The 21,662-nt window shown below is 50.3% G+C and carries 20 protein-coding genes; 9 read left to right on the plus strand and 11 right to left on the minus strand.

Features of this window, described 5'->3' with window-relative positions:
• The 3 genes from EOE65_RS18225 to EOE65_RS09340 form a co-directional block, all read right to left on the minus strand.
• Positions 1-168, minus strand: a 168-nt coding sequence (locus EOE65_RS18225) for a transposase (protein WP_476739125.1), incomplete at its 3' end; no start/stop codon positions are given.
• A gap of 150 nt (positions 169-318) precedes the next feature.
• The gene (locus tag EOE65_RS09335) at positions 319-615 is read right to left on the minus strand and encodes a hypothetical protein (protein WP_127694054.1); all 297 of its coding nucleotides are present in this window, start codon (positions 613-615) and stop codon (positions 319-321) included.
• Between the two features lie 346 nt (positions 616-961).
• Positions 962-1,255: a hypothetical protein gene (locus EOE65_RS09340; RefSeq protein ID WP_127694055.1), complete on the minus strand. Its 294-nt coding sequence runs from the start codon at positions 1,253-1,255 to the stop codon at positions 962-964.
• Positions 1,256-1,591: 336 nt separating this feature from the next.
• Here EOE65_RS09340 and EOE65_RS09345 point away from each other — a divergent pair, with 336 nt between their 5' ends.
• The 3 genes from EOE65_RS09345 (at position 1,592) to EOE65_RS09355 (ending at position 3,289) form a co-directional block, all read left to right on the plus strand.
• Positions 1,592-2,014, plus strand: a complete 423-nt coding sequence (locus tag EOE65_RS09345; RefSeq protein WP_127694056.1) for a BLUF domain-containing protein — start codon at positions 1,592-1,594, stop codon at positions 2,012-2,014.
• Positions 2,015-2,152: 138 nt separating this feature from the next.
• Positions 2,153-2,341, plus strand: coding sequence for a (2Fe-2S)-binding protein (locus tag EOE65_RS09350; protein WP_127694057.1), 189 nt, complete (start codon positions 2,153-2,155; stop codon positions 2,339-2,341).
• 75 nt (positions 2,342-2,416) lie between these two features.
• Positions 2,417-3,289: an AraC family transcriptional regulator gene (locus EOE65_RS09355; RefSeq protein WP_127694058.1), complete on the plus strand. Its 873-nt coding sequence runs from the start codon at positions 2,417-2,419 to the stop codon at positions 3,287-3,289.
• 120 nt (positions 3,290-3,409) lie between these two features.
• Here the strand turns inward: EOE65_RS09355 and EOE65_RS09360 are convergent, their stop codons facing one another.
• From EOE65_RS09360 to hmpA, 3 genes are all read right to left on the minus strand, one after another.
• Positions 3,410-3,706, minus strand: a complete 297-nt coding sequence (locus EOE65_RS09360; RefSeq protein ID WP_127694059.1) for a hypothetical protein — start codon at positions 3,704-3,706, stop codon at positions 3,410-3,412.
• 345 nt (positions 3,707-4,051) lie between these two features.
• Positions 4,052-4,345, minus strand: a complete 294-nt coding sequence (locus EOE65_RS09365) for a hypothetical protein (protein ID WP_127694060.1) — start codon at positions 4,343-4,345, stop codon at positions 4,052-4,054.
• Between the two features lie 260 nt (positions 4,346-4,605).
• Entirely contained in the window at positions 4,606-5,811 is a 1,206-nt protein-coding gene (gene hmpA, locus EOE65_RS09370; protein ID WP_127694061.1) for an NO-inducible flavohemoprotein, read from the minus strand.
• A gap of 404 nt (positions 5,812-6,215) precedes the next feature.
• Between hmpA and norR the strand changes: the two genes are divergently transcribed.
• Positions 6,216-7,760 carry a nitric oxide reductase transcriptional regulator NorR gene (gene norR, locus EOE65_RS09375; RefSeq protein WP_127694062.1) on the plus strand — a complete coding sequence of 515 codons (1,545 nt, stop codon included), beginning with the start codon at positions 6,216-6,218 and terminating at the stop codon, positions 7,758-7,760.
• Between the two features lie 354 nt (positions 7,761-8,114).
• On the opposite strand, the gene EOE65_RS09380 is transcribed toward norR, so the two are convergent.
• Both EOE65_RS09380 and EOE65_RS09385 read right to left on the minus strand, forming a co-directional pair.
• Positions 8,115-9,524 (minus strand): aldehyde dehydrogenase family protein, encoded by a 1,410-nt coding sequence (locus EOE65_RS09380; RefSeq protein ID WP_127694063.1) that lies wholly within the window; start codon positions 9,522-9,524, stop codon positions 8,115-8,117.
• A gap of 76 nt (positions 9,525-9,600) precedes the next feature.
• Positions 9,601-10,917, minus strand: a complete 1,317-nt coding sequence (locus tag EOE65_RS09385; RefSeq protein ID WP_127694064.1) for an alginate export family protein — start codon at positions 10,915-10,917, stop codon at positions 9,601-9,603.
• Positions 10,918-11,264: 347 nt separating this feature from the next.
• Here EOE65_RS09385 and EOE65_RS09390 point away from each other — a divergent pair, with 347 nt between their 5' ends.
• Positions 11,265-12,938, plus strand: coding sequence for a formate--tetrahydrofolate ligase (locus tag EOE65_RS09390; RefSeq protein WP_127694065.1), 1,674 nt, complete (start codon positions 11,265-11,267; stop codon positions 12,936-12,938).
• A 59-nt stretch (positions 12,939-12,997) separates the two neighbouring features.
• Here EOE65_RS09390 and EOE65_RS09395 read toward each other — a convergent pair whose 3' ends face one another.
• The gene (locus EOE65_RS09395; RefSeq protein WP_127694066.1) at positions 12,998-14,377 is read right to left on the minus strand and encodes a class II fumarate hydratase; all 1,380 of its coding nucleotides are present in this window, start codon (positions 14,375-14,377) and stop codon (positions 12,998-13,000) included.
• A gap of 1 nt (position 14,378) precedes the next feature.
• Entirely contained in the window at positions 14,379-14,783 is a 405-nt protein-coding gene (locus tag EOE65_RS09400) for a hypothetical protein (protein WP_127694067.1), read from the minus strand.
• 298 nt (positions 14,784-15,081) lie between these two features.
• Here EOE65_RS09400 and EOE65_RS09405 point away from each other — a divergent pair, with 298 nt between their 5' ends.
• Genes EOE65_RS09405 through EOE65_RS09415 form a run of 3 tightly spaced genes read left to right on the plus strand, consistent with a single transcriptional unit; the run spans position 15,082 to position 17,982 of the window.
• Positions 15,082-16,344, plus strand: coding sequence for a hypothetical protein (locus EOE65_RS09405; RefSeq protein WP_206052649.1), 1,263 nt, complete (start codon positions 15,082-15,084; stop codon positions 16,342-16,344).
• Positions 16,325-17,236, plus strand: a complete 912-nt coding sequence (locus EOE65_RS09410) for a metal ABC transporter solute-binding protein, Zn/Mn family (protein WP_206052650.1) — start codon at positions 16,325-16,327, stop codon at positions 17,234-17,236. Before EOE65_RS09405 ends, EOE65_RS09410 begins: the two co-directional genes overlap by 20 nt.
• Complete coding sequence (locus EOE65_RS09415; RefSeq protein WP_127694068.1) at positions 17,236-17,982, plus strand: metal ABC transporter permease; 747 nt, start codon at positions 17,236-17,238, stop codon at positions 17,980-17,982. The genes EOE65_RS09410 and EOE65_RS09415 overlap by 1 nt, the downstream gene beginning before the upstream one ends.
• Positions 17,983-18,068: 86 nt before the next feature.
• On the opposite strand, the gene EOE65_RS09420 is transcribed toward EOE65_RS09415, so the two are convergent.
• A complete protein-coding gene (locus EOE65_RS09420; protein WP_127694069.1) occupies positions 18,069-18,836 on the minus strand; it encodes a zinc ribbon domain-containing protein in 768 nt (255 codons plus the stop codon).
• A 354-nt stretch (positions 18,837-19,190) separates the two neighbouring features.
• On the opposite strand from EOE65_RS09420, the gene hsdR reads away from it, so the two are divergent.
• Positions 19,191-21,620, plus strand: coding sequence for an EcoAI/FtnUII family type I restriction enzme subunit R (hsdR, locus tag EOE65_RS09425; RefSeq protein ID WP_206052651.1), 2,430 nt, complete (start codon positions 19,191-19,193; stop codon positions 21,618-21,620).
• Positions 21,621-21,662: the final 42 nt, after the last annotated feature.

The raw sequence follows: 21,662 nt of genomic DNA on the forward strand, positions 1-21,662 counted from the left end.
AGGGTATGGACGCCGACCCTTGCCCGCTTTTGGGTAGAACGGTTCAATTTGAGCTTCAAGTTGCTGCCATGGGATCAGTTCATTCATCCGACCAAGGAAAAGCTCTTTGCGGGTTTTACGGCGTTTGCTGGTAAACTCGCTATCAGAGAAAGACAGTTGCTGGCTCATGAGATGATGGCTTCCAATGGGAATGAGGGGGTTATTGTCTCATGCTAGGGACTTAATCGCATGTTCCTTAAGCGACTTGCTCAAATCACGTGTCGATCTCCCGTTCGTGCGTGATTCGTTACCGTGCTAGTTGATTACAGCACTAATCGATTACAACAATGCTTCGTTAGAGTTGCTTGGCACTTCCAAACCAAACGATGCCACGCTGCTATCGGCGTTGTAGGTTGGCGCGCTGTCCACTTGAGCAGATAGGTGACCTTCTGTTGACGCACCCAGTTGTGTCAGTGGGCTGACTGCCGCTTCAAAACCTTGCTCTGTTGCGACGGTGTGTGTCGCTAGGTTGCTCTCAACCGAGTTAGCACCAAATTGGCTGAGGTCATTCACCGCAAACGCTGACGTTGCGAAAAGAGCGGATGTGATGATGGCTGTGTTAAGTAGTGTTTTCATGATCGTTTACCTTTTTTGATTCTGTCGGTGGCTCACCTGGTGGGTGGCCTTCATAGCTTGTTTCGATGAGTTAAATGTATATGACGAATCTGAAACGAAACTGAAAAAACCTGAAAACTTTTATTTATTTTTCGCTAAAAACACGTAGCAAAAACTGATTAAACCTCTTGTTAAAACCTTTTAAACCTAAGGTTATAAACAGAGAAAAACCGTAGCCCCCTTATCTTTTTATCACCGTAAAAAAATCGTAAATAGCAGACATAAAAAAAGGGAGCCGAAGCTCCCAACGTGTGTACTGTAAACCTGAGAATAGAGGGGGTGGAACAGTGATGAAAAAAGCGGAGTATTACAATGCTGCTTCGCTGGATACGCTCGGTACATCCAAGCCGTAAGAGGCAACCAATACCGCACCCTGTGCATTCGCATCAGCAACGCGTGTCTCAGATGCTAGATGCGCTTCTTTAGAATTACCTAGTTCAGACAAGGGGTTAGCGGTGTTAAATCCGGTTGCTGTGCTGCTGTGGCCCACGGCTAGGTTTGCTTGCACTGAGTGATCAGAGAACTGGCTGAGGTCGTTAGCAGCGAAGGCAGAAGAGCTAGCCAGTACGGCGAAAAGTGTAGAAGCGATAACTGTTTTCATGGTGATGATCCTTTTAATCGGTTGTTGGCGGTGATGCGTGATCAGCGCCTTGAATGTCGTTTTGATGGGTGTAGATTAAAAGATCAATCTGAAATGAAACTGAAAAGATAAAATAAATTTAAAAATAATCGCCAGTCTATTTAGTGAATTATTCTTTAATTTACCTAAGCCTTGCTGTTAAAAATAGAAACCCTCAAAAAAATCACGCAAAAAGACTCTGCAAAGAAAAGTCCCCCCTTGCCTCCCCTAGATAAGAAAGGTCTACCTTAAATTGCACAACGGCCATTCTCAGCTAACCTCAAAAGGATGCTTTTGATCAAAACAAGGAGCAAGCTCATGTATCTAGTTCGCCTCATTTACACTAGCCGTGTAACACGCGAGAACGACGCTTTCGGACCCGAAGAGATTAGCAGCATACTCGAAACCTCAAAACGGAATAATCAAAAGCACCATATTACCGGCCTGCTTTGCTTTAACCGTAAGTACTTTCTGCAATCTATAGAGGGCTCACGCCACGAGGTGAATAAAGCTTACGAGCGCATCATGCGCGATAGCCGACACCACGATGCCGTCATTCTCGGCTATGAAGAGATCAGTGAAAGAGCCTTTAGCAATTGGCACATGGGCTTTATTCCCGAGTCCTCGGTAACGAAAGAGTTGATCACCCAGTTTGGCCTGACCGACGAGTTTGAGCCCTATAAAATGAACGCCGAAAGCGCATTAGGTATGCTAAAAGCACTGAAAAGCCTGATTGAATAACAAGCACCGGCAGGTGGCCGCAGCATCAGCGGCCCCTGAGTAACAACTGAAACCTCCTCAAGTTTAGATGCAAATATGTCACTGTTCCCCGCGGCTATCAGCTTCTAGTATCTACCCTCAAAGACTCTGGAGCCCAATATGAACGAAGACAGAAAACTCGCTGACGCCACCCTAGTCTGCACCTGCAATGATCTCTATATCTGCGATATCGTTGAAGCGATAGATACCGGAGAGGTTGATTACCGGGAGATCTTAGCCCTGCATGGCCTGCAGCCACGCTGTGGCGAATGCCGCCCGCATGTTGAAGCACTCGTAAGCGAGCATTGAACTACCGCCGCCTCCGCTAAAAGCGCAAACATTATCAAGCGCTGCTCGCCTACTATGGTGTCGAAAGGAGACGTTATGAAGCCATCAACAAGCCATCAGTATCGCCAACGCTTACATAAAGTGCTGGACTATATCTACGCTCATCAGCAAGCGCCGTTAGATGTAAACACGCTAGCAGATGTCGCAGCGATGTCACCCTACCACTTCCACCGTATCTATCGGCAGATGAGCGGGGAAAACATCAATGCGACGATTCGCAGAGTACGCCTCCAATATGCCGCAGCGGAACTGATTCGTACCGAAAAACCTCTGCCCAAGATTGCTAACCAAGCGTGCTACACCAGCCTCGAAGCCTTTAGCCGCGCCTTTAGTAAACAATACGGTATTGCCCCCAGCGTGTACCGAGAAGGTAAGCAACGAGCAGCCGACGATATCAAATCCCTGCGTACAGAACTGCCACCAATAAAGGATGTTAGTCATATGTTTGAGGTTGAAATTAGCCAATTCCCAGGCTTAGAACTCATAGGCTATGAGCACAAAGGGGACTACATGGGTATCGGGCAATCTTTTGAAAAGCTCTTTATTTATGCCGGTAGCAAAGGACTTTTGAATCAATCTACCCGCTCTTTTGGTATTTACTATCACGACCCGGGCTCTGTTGAGAGCGATGAGTTGCGCTCCCACGCCTGTATCACCAGTAACAGCCCAACCGATACAGATAACGATGCGCCAACGCCGCTTACCTTACCGGCAGGCACCTGTGTGAATTTACTATTTAAAGGATCATATGCGGAGCTTGAAAAGCCTTATGCTTGGCTATTTGGGAACTGGTTTCCCCAAAGTGGTTATGAGCCAGGGGACTTTCCCTGCTTTGAAGAGTATTTGAACGATCCGAAAACTACGCCACCAGATGAACTGCTCACCCGCATCTACTGTTTGCTACGCTAAACAAACGCAAAAAAGGAGGCCAAGGCCTCCTTCTGCTTTAAGCGACTTGCTCAAATCACGTGTCGATCTCCCGTTCGTGCGTGATTCGTTACCGTGCTAGTTGATTACAGCACTAATCGATTACAACAGCGCTTCGTTAGAGTTGGCCGGTACTTCCAAACCAAACGATGCCACGCTGCTATCAGCGCTGTACGTTGGCGCGCTATCCACTTGAGCAGATAGGTGACCTTCTGTTGACGCACCCAGTTGTGTCAGTGGGCTGACTGCCGCTTCAAAACCTTGCTCTGTTGCGACGGTGTGTGCCGCTAGGTTGCTCTCAACGGAGTTTGCACCAAACTGGCTGAGGTCATTCACAGCAAACGCTGACGTTGCGAAAAGAGCGGATGTGATGATGGCTGTGTTAAGTAGTGTTTTCATGATCGTTTACCTTTTTTGATTCTGTCGGTGGCTCACCTTGTTGGTGGCCTTCATAGCTTGTTTCGATGGGTTAAATGTATATAACGAATCTGAAACGAAACTGAAAAAACCCGAAAAGTTTTATTTATTTTTAGCTAAAAACACGTAGAAAAAACCGATTAAACCTCTCGTTAAAACCTTTTAAACCCCAGGTTATAAACAGAGAAAAACCATAGATATATTATGTTTTTATCACTGCAAAAAATCGCAAATAGCAGCCATAAAAAAAGGGAGCCGAAGCTCCCAACGTGTGTACTGTAAACCTGAGGATAGAGGGGATGGAACAGTGATGAAAAAAGCGGGGTATTACAGTGTCGCTTCGCTGGATACGCTCGGTACATCAAGGCCGTAAGAGGCAACCAGTACCGCACCGTGTGCATTCGCATCGGCAACGCGTGTCTCAGATGCTAGATGCGCTTCTTTAGAATTACCTAGCTCAGACAATGGGTTAGCGGTGTTAAAGCCGGTTGCCGTGCTGCTGTGGCCCACGGCTAGGTTAGCTTGCACTGAGTGATCAGAGAACTGGCTGAGGTCGTTCGCAGCGAAGGCAGAAGAGCTAGCAAGTACGGCGAAAAGTGTAGAAGCGATAACTGTTTTCATGATGATGATCCTTTTAATCTGTTGTCGGCGGTGATGCGTGATCAGCGCCTTGAATGTCGTTTTGATGGGTGTAGATTAAAAGATCAATCTGAAACGAAACTGAAAAGTAAAAATAAAATCCAAAAAGATGAGTAATAACCTTATTCAATAAAATCGGTACATATTGATCACCCATTTGAAATAGAGAAACCGATAGCATAAAAGATGACCGTCCATGCTATCGATATTATCTCAGATAGTTTTACCTAAACACTTTTACGTTACTGGCTAACCGCCATATCAACAGCGTCAGCATGCAACTCTTGCAACGGGCCAAAAAATTCGTAATGAACCTGCGTTTCAGGAATTTTCAGTTCTCTCACAAAGCCACTTACCGCCTGCATGAATGGCTTAGGGCCAAGAAAATAGAGCTCCACATCGCGATTCTCTGGTAACCATTGCGCCAATAGCTCCGCGCTCAGGTAGCCTTTGGCATCGGGGGTGTCACCGCTCAGTGCTTGATCATAAATAGTAAACGATTTCAGGTTGTCATAACGCGTGCTCAGTTCTGCCACATGGTCCCTAAAGGCGTGTACTTGGCTATTGAGTGCAGCGTGAATAAATATAATCTCCCGACCACTGGTAACACAGGCATTCAGCATACTCATCGTCGGCGTAATCCCAACGCCACCACTTAAGAGTACCAACGGGCGTTGGCTATCGTCGAGCACGAAATCACCACATGGCGCTGTTACGGCAATTTCATCCCCTACAACAAAGTGTTCATGTAAGTAATTCGAGACAACTCCATCAGGCTCACGCTTCACACTAATCCGGATGCCATGCTTGTCAGGCGCGTCAGACAAACTGTAATTGCGGCGTATCTCTTCACCATGAATGTGCAACACTACACCCACATACTGACCCGGCAAGAAGCTGACCAGTGGATCACCATCGACTGGGTGTAAATAGTAGGATGTGATCAGTGTGCTCTCTTCTACTCTATCGACTAAGCGAAACGCTCGCTCACCGCGCCAACCACCCAAGCGCTGCTGATTCTGCTCATAAATTGTCTCTTCAACGCCGATCAAAATAGCGGCTAACTGCTCATATGCGGCTCCCCACGCAGACAGTACCTCCTCGGTTGCAGCATCACCCAACACGTCGGAGATCGCAGCGAGCAAACACTCCCCAACAATGGGGTAATGCTCCGGTAAAATGCCCAAAGAGCAATGTTTATGGGCGATAAGGCTAACCGCGTCTCCTAATGCTTCTAGGCGCTCAATATTTCCGGCATAAGCGATAACCGCATTGGCTAAAGCTTCACGCTGTGTTCCTTGTATTTGGTTGGTGTGGTTAAAGTACCTCTTTACTTCTGGATAACGAGCAAACATCAACGGATAGAAACAGTTAGTAATATCCCGCGCATGTGCCTTAACAGCGGGCACAGTGGCATTAATGATGGCAATCTGATCTTGATTCAGCATAAGAACTCCATAGATAACACCCCGTGGGACGTCTTAGTGGCATACCCCACACAGTGGTAAAAAATTTAGGCAATACTTATCGCACCAACCGGGTTGGCGGCGGCAAATGTTCAAGGCGAGCACTGCACCGCCCTATGACATTGCTTCCCTTCATCACATCAGCAGCTACCCATATCGAGCTGACATAGAGCACCACCAAAGCAGTGCTAATACCACGTGCAATACGCAATATATCGATGCCCTTAACGTAGATGTGAAGATGTTGTACCGTGCGATCAACACACCTAATACAAAGTACATGCCAATTTTTATCTTATTGATTTTAAATGAGATAAATAAAAAGCGGTCTTTATGACACGCATCAAAAGTTGTCAAAAAAACAACATCGATGTACTTTTGACAGCATGACCATTGAAACCTATATCGATGTAATCGAAGACATCACTCGCGACATATCCAGCACCGAGAGATACCAGCGCTTACTGACGGCAATCCAAACAGCCATTCCCTGTGATGCTATCGCACTGCTGAAAATTTCCGGCGCCTACTTAGAGCCTTTAGTGTTCAAGGGGCTCAACCCCGAGACCCAAGGTCGACGCTTTAAGCTGGGGCAACACCCAAGGCTGGATCGAATTTTGAACAGCCGCCAAGTGGTGCGCTTTGACAGCCACGCAGACATTCCCGACCCCTATGATGGATTAGTGAATACGCCCGATGGCGAGCTGCACGTGCACGATTGCATGGGAATATCCATTTATATCGACGAACAGCCCTGGGGAGTTATCACACTAGATGCGATGCGCCCCGGGCAATTTGATGATGTTGCCCCAGCCCAGCAGCATGCGGCCATTACACTGACACGTGCAGTGATCACCGCTGCACAGCGAATTGCATTACTCGAACGCCAGGTCAGCCACGGCCATGAGGTCACCGCCGAGCTCAACCGAGAGCAAGGGCCTACTGATATTGTCGGCAATAGCGCTGCATTGGGGCAGTTACTAAAGGATGTCGATACCGTGGCGGGCACGCCGCTCACCGTGCTACTGCAAGGCGAAACGGGTGTGGGAAAAGAGATGATTGCACGCCGGTTGCACTTGCAGTCAACGCGCTTTGACCAACCACTCGTACAGCTTAACTGTGCAGCACTGCCCGAGACACTCGCTGAAGCAGAGTTATTCGGACATACCCAAGGGGCGTTCACAGGCGCAACTCAAGCACGCAGCGGGCGTTTCGAGCTGGCCGATGGGGGCACGCTCTTTTTAGATGAGATTGGGGAGATCCCACTTCCGTTACAAGCCAAGCTGCTGCGCGTGCTGCAGGAGGGCGAAGTGCAGCGTATGGGTAGCGATCACACTAAGCGGGTAGATGTGCGTATCATCGCAGCCACTAACCGCAACCTAAGTGATGAGGTGAAAGCGGGTCGCTTTCGAGCGGATCTTTATCACCGGCTTAGCGTGTTTCCGATCACGATCCCTCCTCTGCGAGAACGTGGCAGCGATGTCTTGCAGCTGGCAGAGCACTTTCTGGAGCGCGACCAGTACCGCCTGAATATCCAGAAACTACTGCTTACCGCCGAAGCAAAACAGCTTCTGCTACATTATCATTGGCCCGGCAACGTGAGGGAGCTAAAGCACCTTATTAGCCGCGCTGCGCTTAAGGCTCGTAGCCAGCAACAACAGCAAAAGATGGTGCACATTACACCGGCCAATTTAGGGATCGAACCAAGCCAACCGATGTTAACCGAGACACCGCCACCCCCCACTGCTGAGGTCCCAAGCCACCTTTCATTGAAAGATGCCCTCGATAGCTTTCAACAGCAGCTCATCGCCCGCACACTCGCCGAGCACCACTACAATGTGGCGGCTACCGCCAGAGCGCTTAAGGTGGACCGCAGTAACCTATTGCGCCTCATTAAACGCCTTGAGATTCCGCGCAGACAGCAGCCATAAGCGTGCTCTTTTCAGAGCATAGAGTGGATATGCTAAGGGCTAAGAACAGCACCGCTGATCTTTCTGCAGCGTTTTTTGTGTCACTGGGCGTCTATTTGAGCGTGCGCTCTATTTAGCATTGCCCCATTAACTCAGTTGCTGATGTTTTCTTGGCAATATGATTTTAAAAAAAGCCCCTCATCAAGAGGGGCACAGAAGAGCTTCTGGTGACAGAAGGAAATACAAAAGGGCTGTTGAATCGTGCAAAAACAACGCCAGAGGAAAAGATCGCCCCGCTCACACGGGGCAAATAGAGGACTTCACAAACATGATGTATAACACTTCGGTATACGCATGCAGTGTGGGTTTAGATCCTTACTTATTGATATTGATAACCTGTGCTGAGGTGTACTCAAGCAGGCCTTCTTGACCAAACTCAACGCCAAAGCCAGACATCTTACAGCCGCCAAACGGCGCGTATGGCAGCAGCTCTGCGTGTCCGTTCACCCATGCGGTGCCGCACTCAAGGCGCTGAGCAAGTTGCGCCGCTTTAGCTGGATCAGAAGACCACACAGAGCCACCCAGCCCTACATCCGATGCATTCGCAAGGCGCAGCGCCTCTTCAACATCGCTGTAGCGAATCACCGGCAATACAGGCCCAAACTGCTCCTCATCAACGATCCGCGAACCATTGGTGACATCGGCGACAATCGTCGGAGGATAGAAGTAGCCGTTACCTTCCATCGGTTGGCCACCGCAAAGGATACGGGCACCGTTAGCACGTGCGTCTTCCACCAGCTCACTCACTAGCTCAAGCTGCTCTTTATTCTGTACAGGGCCAAATGTAACGCCCTCTTCCAAGCCGTTACCCACGCGCTGCTGAGCAGCTACATCAGCCAGCTTTTCACACATCTCTTCATAGATCGTGTCATGAACATACAAGCGTTTCAGTGCCGCACAGGTTTGGCCCATATTTAAGAAAGCGGTCTGGAACACGCCTTCTGCAATGGCACTAGGGTCTGCATCAGGCAAGACGATACCAGCATCGTTACCACCTAACTCAAGCGTGAGACGCTTCAGGTTATCTGCTGCGCCACGCATGATCGTTTGGCCTGTTGGTGTTGAGCCAGTGAACACAATCTTGCGAATTCCGGGGTGCTTAGTAATACCACTACCGATGCCGCTCTCACCCGTCACACTGTTAACAAGACCCGCTGGCGCAACATCGTTGATCAATTCAACAAGGCGTAGTGTATTGAGTGGCGTTAAACCAGAGGGCTTAGACACCACCGTGTTACCCGAACGGATCGCTGGCATGATATGCCACACGGCAATCATCAGCGGCCAGTTCCAAGGTGTAATCGAACCAACAACGCCCAGTGGCTTACGGTGAACCTCAACGCGCTTGTTCTCAGAATCTTCAAGCACATCAACGGGTAGTTCAAGCTCTGCTGTTGCACGTGTCCATGCGATTGCGCCGCCCACCTCCATTTGTGCCAGAAACATCGGCTTGCCCTGCTCTTCAACCACAATTTGCGCAAGTTCAGCGGCATTTTCTTCAATTTTATCGGCAATTTTATGCAACAGCGCTTTACGGTCTGCATCGCTAGAGTACTGCCACGTCTCATAGCACGCTTGTGCCGCCGCAACCGCTTCATCTAGCTGAGCAACGCTCGCCTGTGGGCATTGTGCAACGACCTCTTCAGTCGCTGGATTCAGCACTGCAAACGCTCCGTTGGCTCCCGCTACGCGCTTACCATCAATGAACATTGCAAACTCTTTCATCTGTGTTTCCCTCTCTGCAGAAGCGCCGAGCTGCTATTCACAGCTCGGCTTTTTTAATAATTATCGTGTTACTTAATTAGAACGGTACAATCGCTAGCAACTGGAAGTATGTGTTGTTGTCGTTGCTGTTTTGCGTTTGGTTATCACTATCAGGCGAGTAGATACCCACCAGAGGGCTGATGATCAGGTGGTCATTAACCACCCACTCCGCATAGATATCTAGCTCTTGACCATCCGAATTTGCACCAAAGGTGCTGGAGTTATTGAAGTCAAAGAAGAGCGCACCCAATGCCAGTGTCTCAGTTGGCGCAACTTTGATACCGATATGGTGGATATCTGCATCGCTACCAAATGGGCCGGCGTAGTTTGCAGCCACTTCACCTTGATACCACGTACCGTAACCACGGCTAAAGCCGAAGAATAGCGGGTCGTACCCTTCGTCATAACGAGTAAAACGGTAGTTAACTGTTGGGCTCCATGGCAGGTCACTGAATGTCCAGCCAGCCTCAGCGGTCCATGCATCAGAATCGGCGCCACTGCCATTTTCCTGCATCACGTATTCAGCATTCAGGAACAGCTGCTCAACACCCATATTGCCTTGGAAGCGTAGGCTCAACGTATCCATGCCATCGCGGTCATGGCCCATACCTAGTACGTCGTTTTGATCAAGGCCTTGCAGGTACATCGCACCGATAGTGCCCTGTGGCATCACATGCTCAACGTTGATACCTGCCATTTCAACATTTGACTGGCCATTGTTATCCGACTCAAACCAGAAAATATCTGAGCGCCATGGGCCTTCGCCGCCCACTTTTACCCATAAACTTTTATCAAACGCTTTGCGCGCAGCCAGCCAATAAGCGCCACCGCGATCGGATAGATCACCGGCAAAATCACCTAGGTTGAGTGAATCACCATTGACCAGAAAGCCATCGCCCAAAGAGATGTTTTGGCGACCAAATGAGAACTCTAAGCCGTTTTCGCCCAGCCCTGGTAGCATGTTGCCGGAGCGCCAGCCTACATAAGCATCTTCGATATCGAACTCACGCTCGTTACCCGTTGTGTTACCACCAGCATCGCCATCTCCGAAGGTGCCCGATGCCAGCACATTAAACGCGCCAAACACCGCTGCGCCCTGCTCTCCATATAGACGATGACCACTAAGGCCAGCTTTAATGTAGGCTTCCTGCCAATCTGAACCATTACCTGGCTTACCAAAGTAGTTTTCTTGGCTGCTGAATGTGCCAGCAATCGCTTCCACATCCAGATTCAGCTCTGACTGGTCATCGCTGTGCAGGTTATAGGCTGAAGCGGGTAATGCTAGCCCTGCCGTTACTGCCGCAATCGCTGCTGTGAGCAACGTGCCGGACGCTCGTCCACCTATTGTTTTCATCGTCAAATATCCTCCGCGTGTTCCGCGTCATTCTTCTTATTACTGATATGAGGGTGTGCAGCAGCAACGAGCGGTGAGCGCATCAGCGCTACTCTCGGAAGGGGGTCAAGCCACTCAAGATGCTATTTAACACCCCACAAGACTAACCAACGGGTGTAAACCAGATAGCACCGAGTTGTAGCAAGATGTGGAAAACTTGTAACAAGATGTAACAAGAACGATGTAAACCAAAACAAGCACAGCAGAGACAACAGTTGTAACTTTCGCCTATATGCTGCTAAATTTCCTATAGGAAACTTACTCACTTTCTCGTGGCGATTGCTGCCCACAACCGAGGTCGTTGCTGTATGAAAAAGACGGATATCGAAATTGCTCGCCAAGCACCTATCGAACCAATCCAGCACATTGCAGATAAGTTGAACATTCCCGCCTCAGCCATTGAGCCCTACGGTAAATACAAAGCTAAGGTTGATCTGGACTACTTGAGCACATTGGAATCCAAACCAGACGGTAAGCTCATTCTTGTCTCAGCGATCTCACCCACCCCGGCAGGTGAGGGTAAAACCACCACCAGCGTTGGCCTAACTGATGGCCTTAACCGCATCGGTAAACAGGCAACCGCATGTTTGCGTGAGCCAAGCCTTGGCCCCTGTTTTGGGATGAAAGGCGGCGCGGCGGGTGGCGGCTATGCGCAAGTGATACCGATGGAAGATATCAACCTGCACTTCACCGGTGATTTCCACGCCATTGGTGCCGCCAACAACTTGCTTGCCGCGCTCATCGATAACCATATTCATTGGGAAAACACCTTAAAACTCGACTTACGCCGCATCACATGGAAGCGCGTGGTTGATATGAATGACCGCGCCCTACGGGAAATCAACTGCTCTCTCGGCGGCCCCGGTAATGGCTTTCCTCGCGAAGATGGCTTTGATATCACCGTAGCCTCTGAGGTGATGGCGATCTTCTGTATGGCCAAAGATTTAGCGGACCTGCGCGAGCGGTTAGCCAAAATTGTCGTGGGCTATACCCGCGATAAGCAGCCTATTACCGCACAACAGCTCAGTGCTGACGGCCCGATGTCGGTGTTGCTAAAAGACGCATTGGCACCCAACTTGGTACAAACACTCGAGCACAATCCCGCCTTTATCCACGGCGGGCCGTTTGCCAATATTGCCCACGGTTGCAACTCCGTCATTGCTACTCGCGCCGCGCTCAAGCTCAGTGACTACGTGGTGACCGAAGCGGGCTTTGGAGCTGATCTAGGCGCTGAGAAGTTCTTCGATATTAAATGCCCTGATGCGGGAATCACTCCCAGCGCTGCGGTGGTGGTTGCCACCGTTAAAGCGTTGAAATTACACGGCGGTGTCGCTCAAGACCAGCTCGCAGAGTGTGATGTGGCTGCAGTAACCCGCGGATGCAGCAACCTACGCCGCCACCTAGAGAATATCGCTAAATTTGGCGTACCAGCCTTGGTAGCGATCAACCCATTTGACTCCGACAGCCCTGAAGAGATCGATGCGATTAAAGATGCAGTCGGAGATCTTGGCGTTGAAGTGGTGGTGAGTACCCATTGGGCAGAAGGCGGCAAGGGTGCGGAGTATCTCGCCAAAGAGGTCATTAAACTGATCGATACCAAACCCGCCCAGTTTACCCCACTCTACTCGCGCGACCTTAAGCTTTGGAGTAAAGCTAAAAAGATCGCGACCGAGCTATATGGCGCGGACGACATCATCGCCGATCAAAAGGTACGTGATCAAATTGCACAACTCGAGCACGATGGCTACGGGCACTTGCCCGTCTGTATTGCGAAAACACAGTACAGCTTCTCAACAGATCCTGCATTGAAAGGCGCGCCGAGCGGCCATGTCGTACCAATTCGCGAAGTGCGTTTAAGTGCAGGGGCAGGTTTTGTGGTGGTCATTTGCGGCAACATTATGACCATGCCTGGCCTACCCCGTGTTCCTGCTGCAAACCGTATCCGCATTAATGACGATGGTGTCATTGAAGGGCTGTTCTAACGCAGCTGTACTTATCTCGCTATGCGGTACGCCCACCATAGGCGCACCGCAAGCGGGTATTACAGACCGCCTTGAGTCAGCTTTTCGGGGTTGAGTAGCTGTTCTAACTCAGCACGGCTCAGCTCGGTATTTTCCTCAGCCACATCAATAATGGGCCGCTGCTCACGATAAGCCTGCTTAGCGATCTCTGCAGCTTTCAAGTAGCCAATCTTAGGGTTTAATGCTGTTACTAGGATCGGGTTCTTATGTAGCGCATCGTCAAGCCGCTCTTGGTTCACTTCAAACGTCGCAATCGCTTTATCCGCTAACAACACGGCACTGTTACTCAGCAGCTCCAAACTATCGAGTAGATTGGCAGCGATCACCGGCAGCATTACATTCAGTTCGAAGTTACCCGACTGCCCACCGATAGTGATCGTCGCATCGTTACCGATCACCTGTGCGGCGGCCATCGCAGCGGCTTCTGGAATCACGGGGTTCACCTTACCCGGCATAATGGATGAACCCGGCTGCAGCGCTTCTAGCGAAATTTCGCCCAAACCTGCCAGTGGGCCAGAGTTCATCCAGCGCAGATCGTTTGCGATCTTCATCATCGCCACCGCAACGGTTTTCAGCTGCCCAGATAGCGCCACCGCGGTGTCTTGAGAACCGATACGGGCAAAGAAGTTATCCGCAGGTGTAAAGGCCACACCAGAGAGGGTGGAGAGTTCTTGGCTAACAAGCGCGGCAAACTCGGGGTGCGCGTTGATACCCGTACCCACCGCAGTTCCCCCTTGTGCCAACGCTTGTAACTCTGGCTGCAACGCCTCGAGCTGCTGAATAGTTTGGCGAATCTGTGCCGCCCAACCCAAAAGCGGTTGATCAAAGCGCACCGGCATTGCATCCATCAAGTGGGTGCGGCCTGTTTTACAGTACTGAGCCACTGCGGCGGCTTTCTTCTCGGTCACCTCTGCAAGGTGCCTAAGTGCTGGCAGCAGCTGCTTCTCTAACGCAATCGCCGCACTCACATGAATCGCTGTGGGGATAATATCGTTACTGCTTTGGCCAAAATTGACATGATCATTCGGACTAACAGGCTCACCTAACGCTCTGCTTGCCAGTGTTGCGATCACCTCATTCGCATTCATATTCGAGCTGGTACCAGACCCCGTTTGGAAAATATCGACCGGAAAGTGCTGCATCAACGCCGGGTCTTCTTGAAGCTGAGCACATACCGTGACAATCGCGTCAGCTTGCGCTTGGTTCAGGCACTCAAGCTTCACATTGGCTTGCGCCGCGGCCGACTTAATCAGCAACAGCGCCTTGATAAATGCCTCGGGCATGGGGCGCCCACTGATCGGAAAGTTGTTGATCGCGCGCTGGGTTTGAGCGGCGTAGAGCGCCTCTGCCGGTACCTCTAGCTCTCCCATGCTGTCTTTCTCGATACGAATCGTGCTCATACTAACTCCTCTGCCACTGCTGCATTGATGCGGCGGGTTGATCGGTAGCAAATTCATGCCCCGTAGCTAAAAAATATTGGCCTAATGTGTATACCTCGCGCTTCATTCGCAAAAGTTGCTGACGCTGATGTTGGCTACAATTCAGCATCACCAGCGCATTCAAAGGCCGGTAAATGTTATCCAAACATAGCTGGCGCCACTGGTGCGCCACGCAACTATCGCAAATGGTGTCCAGCAAGGTGCGATAGCTACGCAACTGCACACAGCGCTGCTCATTACGACAACAGCACTGGGTAGATTGCTCGATAGCCGCTAGATACTGATAAAGAACACTCGGCGTATCTGGCAAAGCTCCTTGGCGCACGCACTGTTCCAGTTGGTTTAGCTCGACAATGGATAGCTGCATTAGACACCTTAAATAAAAATGATAATGATTACTATTTATATCAATTTAAACTTAGGTGATCAATAGACTCTGCTACTCAGAACCGATCAACTTAGAACTGATCAATACGGCGGCAGCATCGACCTTGCCGCAGCAGAAGCCCTACTCCAACAGGGCGGCATGACCTTAAAAGTACACCCAAAAATGTGTTCCTCGAACTAGCACGCATCAACCCAACCGGAAAAGCGATTGCCAGCTTAAATGTTACAATATAACATTACACAAACTTTCTTAGATTGACTAAAGGCTTCAATACGTTATGCGCCATACCCCGCTCTACAACCGCCAAAGCAAAGCAAAAAAGACCGCCGCTGTAAGCACTCTCAACCCTCTTGCCCTAGCGGCGGCATTGGTTGCAATACCAGCAACACAAGCGGCTGCTCAAACCGATGTTAGTTTGATTCTGGACGCCTATCACAAGTCTGATCAAACGGCATTAGGTGGGCGTAGCGAAGGCTTTGGCCTGAGCCATTCGGAGCTATCCATCACGCAAAGCATGGGCGAGCACCTACGCGGTAAGCTCACTGCTGTTGCTGATATCAACGAAGATGATTCCGAGTTTGAGCTTGAAGAGGCCTACCTGCAAACCCTAACGCTACCCGCCGGCCTTACCGTTAAAGCAGGCCGTTTTCTAGCGGATATCGGCTACCTCAATAGCCAGCACAGCCATAGCGACAGCTTCACAGAGCGCCCGCTGGCGTACCGCGGCTTCTTGGGTGGCCACTACTTTGATGATGGCTTGGGGCTAAGCATTACTCTGCCAACGCAGCTGTACTGGCAAGTCAACGCCGGTATTTTCACAGGTGATGAGTTCGCAGATCGAAACAGCGACAACTCCCTTGGAATTTGGACATTATCGAGCAAAATCGGCGGAGATATCGGCACGGAGCATAGCTGGCAGGCAGGCTTTAGCTACGTACGCAACCGCACCATCGACGACGCTCATGACGAGCATCACCACAATGATCATGACGAAGAGCATGAAGAGGATCATGACGAAGAACACGATGATCACAGTGATGAGCACGACGCCGATCACGACGACCATGGCCATGACGATCATGATGATGGCGGACACCACGGCCACAGCCATGGCGCAGAGTACACGGGCAAGAATATCTACATTGCCGACGTTGTTTGGAAATGGGCACCACAGGGTAACAACCGCCAGCAGCAACTGAAACTGGCCGGTGAGTATATTCGCGTTACCGACATCAACGAATACGCCGGCAGCAGTGACTACCACAGTGGTTACTACCTATCTGCGGTTTATCGCTTCCTGCCGGAGTGGTCGGTAGGCGTTCGCCACGGCGAGCTAGATGTAAAAAACCCACACGGTGACCACTTCCACGCTGCCGATATCAGCGAAACCAGTGTGATGGTCGCTTGGAACCCAACACACACCCAAACCGTGCGCCTGCAATACACCGAACAGGATGGCAACGGCTTTGAAGATGACGACAACGCGATCACTCTGCAATACCAGATCGGGTTTGGTAGCCATGCCGCACATGGTTTCTAAGCCAGTCTATTGGTTGCTGGGTACACTGGGGTCGCTACTAGCGACCCCGGTTTACAGCTTAACCATCTTCGCCTGCGAACCAGAATGGGCCTTGCTAGCGAAAGAGCTTGCACCGCAAGCAAAGGTGATTCAAGCCACCCATGCCTACCAAGACCCACACTACATCGAGGCTCGCCCGAGCTTGATCTCGGCGTTTCGCCGCGCTGATCTGGCGATCTGTACCGGAGCTGAGATGGAAATTGGCTGGCTACCCGCGCTACAGCAGCGTGCTGGCAATGCACGCCTGCGCGATGGGCAGCCCGCAATGATCTACGCGGCAGATGCTGTTGAAACGATCGATAAGCAAGAGACACACTTCTTGCAAACGGGCCACATCCACGCACAAGGCAACCCGCACTTCCAACTCGATCCAACACGTTTCGTGCCTGTAGCTGCGTTGATTAGCCAGCGGTTGATAGCGCTAGATCCAGACAACGCCGCTAACCATCTACGCCAACATCGCGCTTGGCATAGCCAGTGGCTGGATCACATCGCACGCTGGGAAAACAGCAGCCAAGTACTCAAGGGTAAGCGGGTCGTTGTGCAGCACAGTATCTTCGATTATCTAATACGCTTTACCGCTATGGAGAAAGTCGCCGATCTCGAACCAGAACCCGGTGTACCGCCCACCATCTCCCACTTGCAAAAAGTACAGCAACAGGTCAGTGCTGCGCCGCCAGATGGCATTTTACGCGCTTGGTATCAAGACGAAAAAAGCAGCCAATGGTTGGCCAAACGCATCGACCGCCCAGTGCTGGATCTACCGGCAAGCCCAGATCCCAATCAAGCACAGATGTCGAGCTTGGCGGGCTGGTTTGATCTAATTTTCAGCCGTTTGCACGCACTCAATTAATGATGAGTTGGGACCTTATTCTGCTACCGCTGGCAGCGGGCGTTCTGGTATTGCTGAGCCATATTCCCCTTGGCGTACAGGTGCTAGGGCGTGGCGTTGTGTTTTTAGATCTCGCGATGGCGCAGTTGGCAGCGCTCGGCGGCCAGATCACAAGCTTATACTTCCCCGATAAGCTTTGGATCGCCGCTGGGGGCGTCAGCCTCGCGCTATGCGGTGCAGCATGGGTGGCACTCATTAGCCGCCACTACGCCCACCACCGCGAAGCGATGATCGGCTGCCTCTACGTGGCGTGTGTTTGCATCGGTTTGATTTTGGATAGCCAATCCCATGGCGCATTTGCGCATAAGTCCAGCCATGGCGATATCCTTTGGGTCAATCCAGAGCAGCTTATCCCCCTCTTTGCCGTTGCGCTGTTAGTGATAGCTACCCGCTGGAGCCATACCCAACTCGCCAGCGGCCTACTCTTTTATCCGCTCTTCGCCTTAAGCGTAACCCTATCTGTAGACCTGTTGGGGGTATATCTGGTGTTTGCCAGCTTAATTGTTCCCGCTTTGCTGATACGCGTTTGCAGCTGCCCGTTATGGGTGGGCTACTTTGCGGGTATCGGCGGTTACGCCGCAGGCTGCCTACTGGCGCTATGGCAAGACTGGCCTGCAGGCGCAAGTATCGTCGTGATGTTGATGCTCACCGCTATTGTCGCCGCACTGAGCTTTAGCGGAGTTAGGCGGTTAGCGCTCTTTAGTTAAGATCCGAAGAGATTGGGCGCCACTAGAGCCTCCCACAATACGCCCGAGCCGCTGACCACCTGCTCGGGCGTATCCGGCAGGTTCCGTTACGTTTTTTTAGCACTCTCAATAGACTGGGTTAGCTGCGCTAACACTCTCTCGATATCACTTGCTTTGGTGTGTAGAGTCATTTGTGCTCCACCTACACCAATCACCTCCAGTGACGCCTTACGCGCTAGAAAGCCTAGCAACAACACTGCGGCACCTATAACGTAAAGCATAGGTATGGTTAACTGGTATCCCGCTGCACAAACAACCATACCCATACCATAAAGCCAAAAATGTTTAGTTGAAGCGACTTTGCTGAACTCTGAAATCCGAGCTGGATTGACCGAAAACTGCATATCCAAAAAGATGTTACGCCCTTGGTATGTAACAAGCGCACTTTCATCCAAAGCGGTGTGATAGCGCTGGCTCACTGCCTCCATATCCTCTTTAATCGGCGTTACATTACCCGTGCTAGCAATAACGCCTTCATCAACAGCCAAGAAACCCAATACCACTAATCCCACTACCGTAACACCAGCAGCAAACGGCCAATCCAGTCGCATCCACGCAAAAACGACCGCAACAATGACAGGCAAACCAATAACAAGCCAAACCCAATTACGTGTTTTCACTGAAGAAACGGCTGCAATTTCATTTAGCACAAAGTTCGAGCTACCCGCTTTGAATAACTCAGAGCGCTCCTCCACCTGCTTGGGTTGAGACGCTACAACTGTTTGCTCTGGCTGCATCGGATGACCACACGAGGGGCAGGAAACAGCAGCATCAGACACCTGATTATTGCACTCAGGACAGGATACTAAAGCCATAAATATTCCTTAAAAGAGAGTTAATCCGTAATTTTTATAAGACATAAATCGGCGCAGAGGCTAGCAACTTGTGCAGCGCAAAACAATATATAATTAACATTTAATATACGTTGTTGGCTCAGCTCATGAGAGTCGCAATGACTGACGACGAAAAAGCCCATATGGCGAACAGCACCAGATCATTTTGATCAGTTTTCTGTGGTTTGTGGCACTAAGCAGCTACTCGTTACCTTTATGTTGAAACCTGTAACAATCAATGCTTTTTGTTCGGTAATATAACCGGAACCCTGTATCGCACCGCCTTATGTTATAGTGCTTTTTTGCGAAGTTGTTAAAGCAACAAGGATGTTCAGCATGGACAAAAAACAACTCACTGAAACGGACATCATTACTAAGTTTGTCTTGCCCGCGATTGATAAAGCCGGCTGGAATTCGATGACTCAAGTTCGTCAGGAAGTTAAGCTGCGCGATGGTAAAGTCGTTGTGCGAGGTCAGTTAGGTGTACGTAAAACGGTAAAGTCTGCGGATATTGTCCTATACCATAAACCGAATATGCCGCTGGCTGTTATCGAAGCCAAAGCCAACAAACATGAAGTCGGCAAAGGTATTCAACAAGGTTTAGATTACGCCCGTTTACTGGATGTCCCTTTTATCTTCGCCACCAATGGCGACGGCTTTGTTTTCCACGATAAAACTAACCCTAGCGCACTAGAAACAGAGATCCGCTTAGAAGACTTCCCAACACCCGAGCAGCTTTGGGATAAATACTGTGTTTGGAAAAGCTATACAGCAGCACAGCTGCCAATTATTACCCAAGACTACTACGATGACGGGAGTGGCAAAGCGCCACGTTATTACCAGCTACAAGCCATTAACAAAACCATAGAAGCGGTTTCCTCAGGCCAAAATCGAGTTTTGTTGGTGATGGCAACAGGCACAGGTAAAACCTATACCGCGTTTCAGATCATTTGGCGTTTATGGAAAGCGCGCCAAAAAAAGCGCATCCTGTTTTTAGCTGATCGCAACATTCTGGTCGATCAAACCCGCTTAAACGACTTTCAGCCCTTTGGCCAAGCAATGACCAAAATCACAGGCCGTACAGTCGACCCCGCCTACGAGATACACTTAGCCTTATACCAAGCGCTAACAGGGCCAGAAGAGCACCAAAAAGCCTATAAACAAGTCGACAGAGACTTCTTTGATCTTATCGTCATTGACGAGTGCCACCGCGGCAGCGCCGCAGAAGACAGTGCATGGCGCGAGATACTGGAATACTTTAGCCAAGCCACTCAGATCGGCTTAACCGCGACCCCGAAAGAAACCGACACCATATCCAATACCGATTACTTTGGTGACTCGGTCTACACCTACTCGCTCAAAGAAGGGATCGAAGATGGCTTCCTTGCGCCGTACAAAGTCGTACGTGTAGATATAGACATCGACCTACAAGGCTGGCGACCCACCAAAGGGCAAGTCGATCAAAATGGCGAGCTCATTCAAGACCGCATATACAACGTGAAAGACTTTGACCGCACAATCGTCATAGACGAACGCACCCAGTTGGTAGCCGAAACCATTACCGCGTACCTGAAGCGCACCGACCCCATGGCAAAAACGATCGTCTTCTGCAATGACATCGACCACGCCGAACGGATGCGCCGCGCATTAGTGAACCTGAATCCAGAGCAAGTCGCTAAAAACGAAAAATACGTGATGAAGATCACCGGTGACGATGAATTAGGTAAAGCGCAGCTGGATAACTTTATTAACCCCAAAAAAGCCTACCCTGTGATCGCCACCACCTCGGAGTTAATGACCACCGGTGTGGATGCCAAAACCTGTAAGCTAGTGGTGCTAGATCAGAACATCCAATCCATGACCAAGTTCAAACAGATCATAGGCCGTGGTACGCGCATTGACGACCGTTACAACAAGCTCTGGTTCACGATTCTCGACTTCAAAAAAGCCACTGAACTTTTTGCAGATGAACGCTTTGATGGCACGCCCGAAAAAGTCATGGTAGTAGCGCCTGATGACATAACCGACGAAGCAAACGAAGATTTCCTCAACGAGCTCAACAACGAAACCTCCATCAGCACAACGGTCGCAGAAGAGACGCCGTTAAGCATTCAAGACGGTCAAGGCGAATACAAAGCAGACACATGGCAAGAGGGAGAGATAGATACCGGTGAACCCGCCCCTTACATTAAATATCGCGTATCCGGTGTCACGGTTAAAAAGCTCGCCGAGCGCGTTCAGTATTACGATACCGATGGCAAACTGGTAACCGAGTCTTTCAAAGACTATACCCGCAAAGCCGTGATGGGGCAGTTTGCATCACTGGACGAGTTTGTACGCAAATGGCAGGACGCCGAACGCAAACAAGCCATCATCAACGAGCTGGCCGAAGCGGGCGTTATTTGGGATGCGTTAGTAGACGAAGCTGGCAGCAATCTCGACCCATTCGATCTGATCTGCCATGTCGCCTTCGACCAACCCCCGCTCACCCGCCAAGAGCGCGCTAACAATGTTAAAAAGCGCAACTACTTTACCAAGTACTCTGAAACCGCCCAAACCGTGTTAGACGCGCTGCTCGATAAATATGCTGACGTTGGCATTCAAGAGATCGAAAGCTTAAATGTGCTCAAGGTGAAGCCACTGGACCAACTGGGGAACTCAATGCAGATCATTAAAAGCGGATTTGGAGGCAAACCCCAGTATGAGCAAGCGCTCACCGAGCTAGAAGCCGAGCTCTACCGGGAAGACAACCCCCGCTCTGCCTAACCCGCCAGCCTAAGGTACAATCCCCCCCTTATTATTACCGGG

Source organism: Neptunomonas marina (genome assembly GCF_004005935.1).
Classification (GTDB): Bacteria; Pseudomonadota; Gammaproteobacteria; order Pseudomonadales; family Balneatricaceae; genus Neptunomonas; species Neptunomonas marina.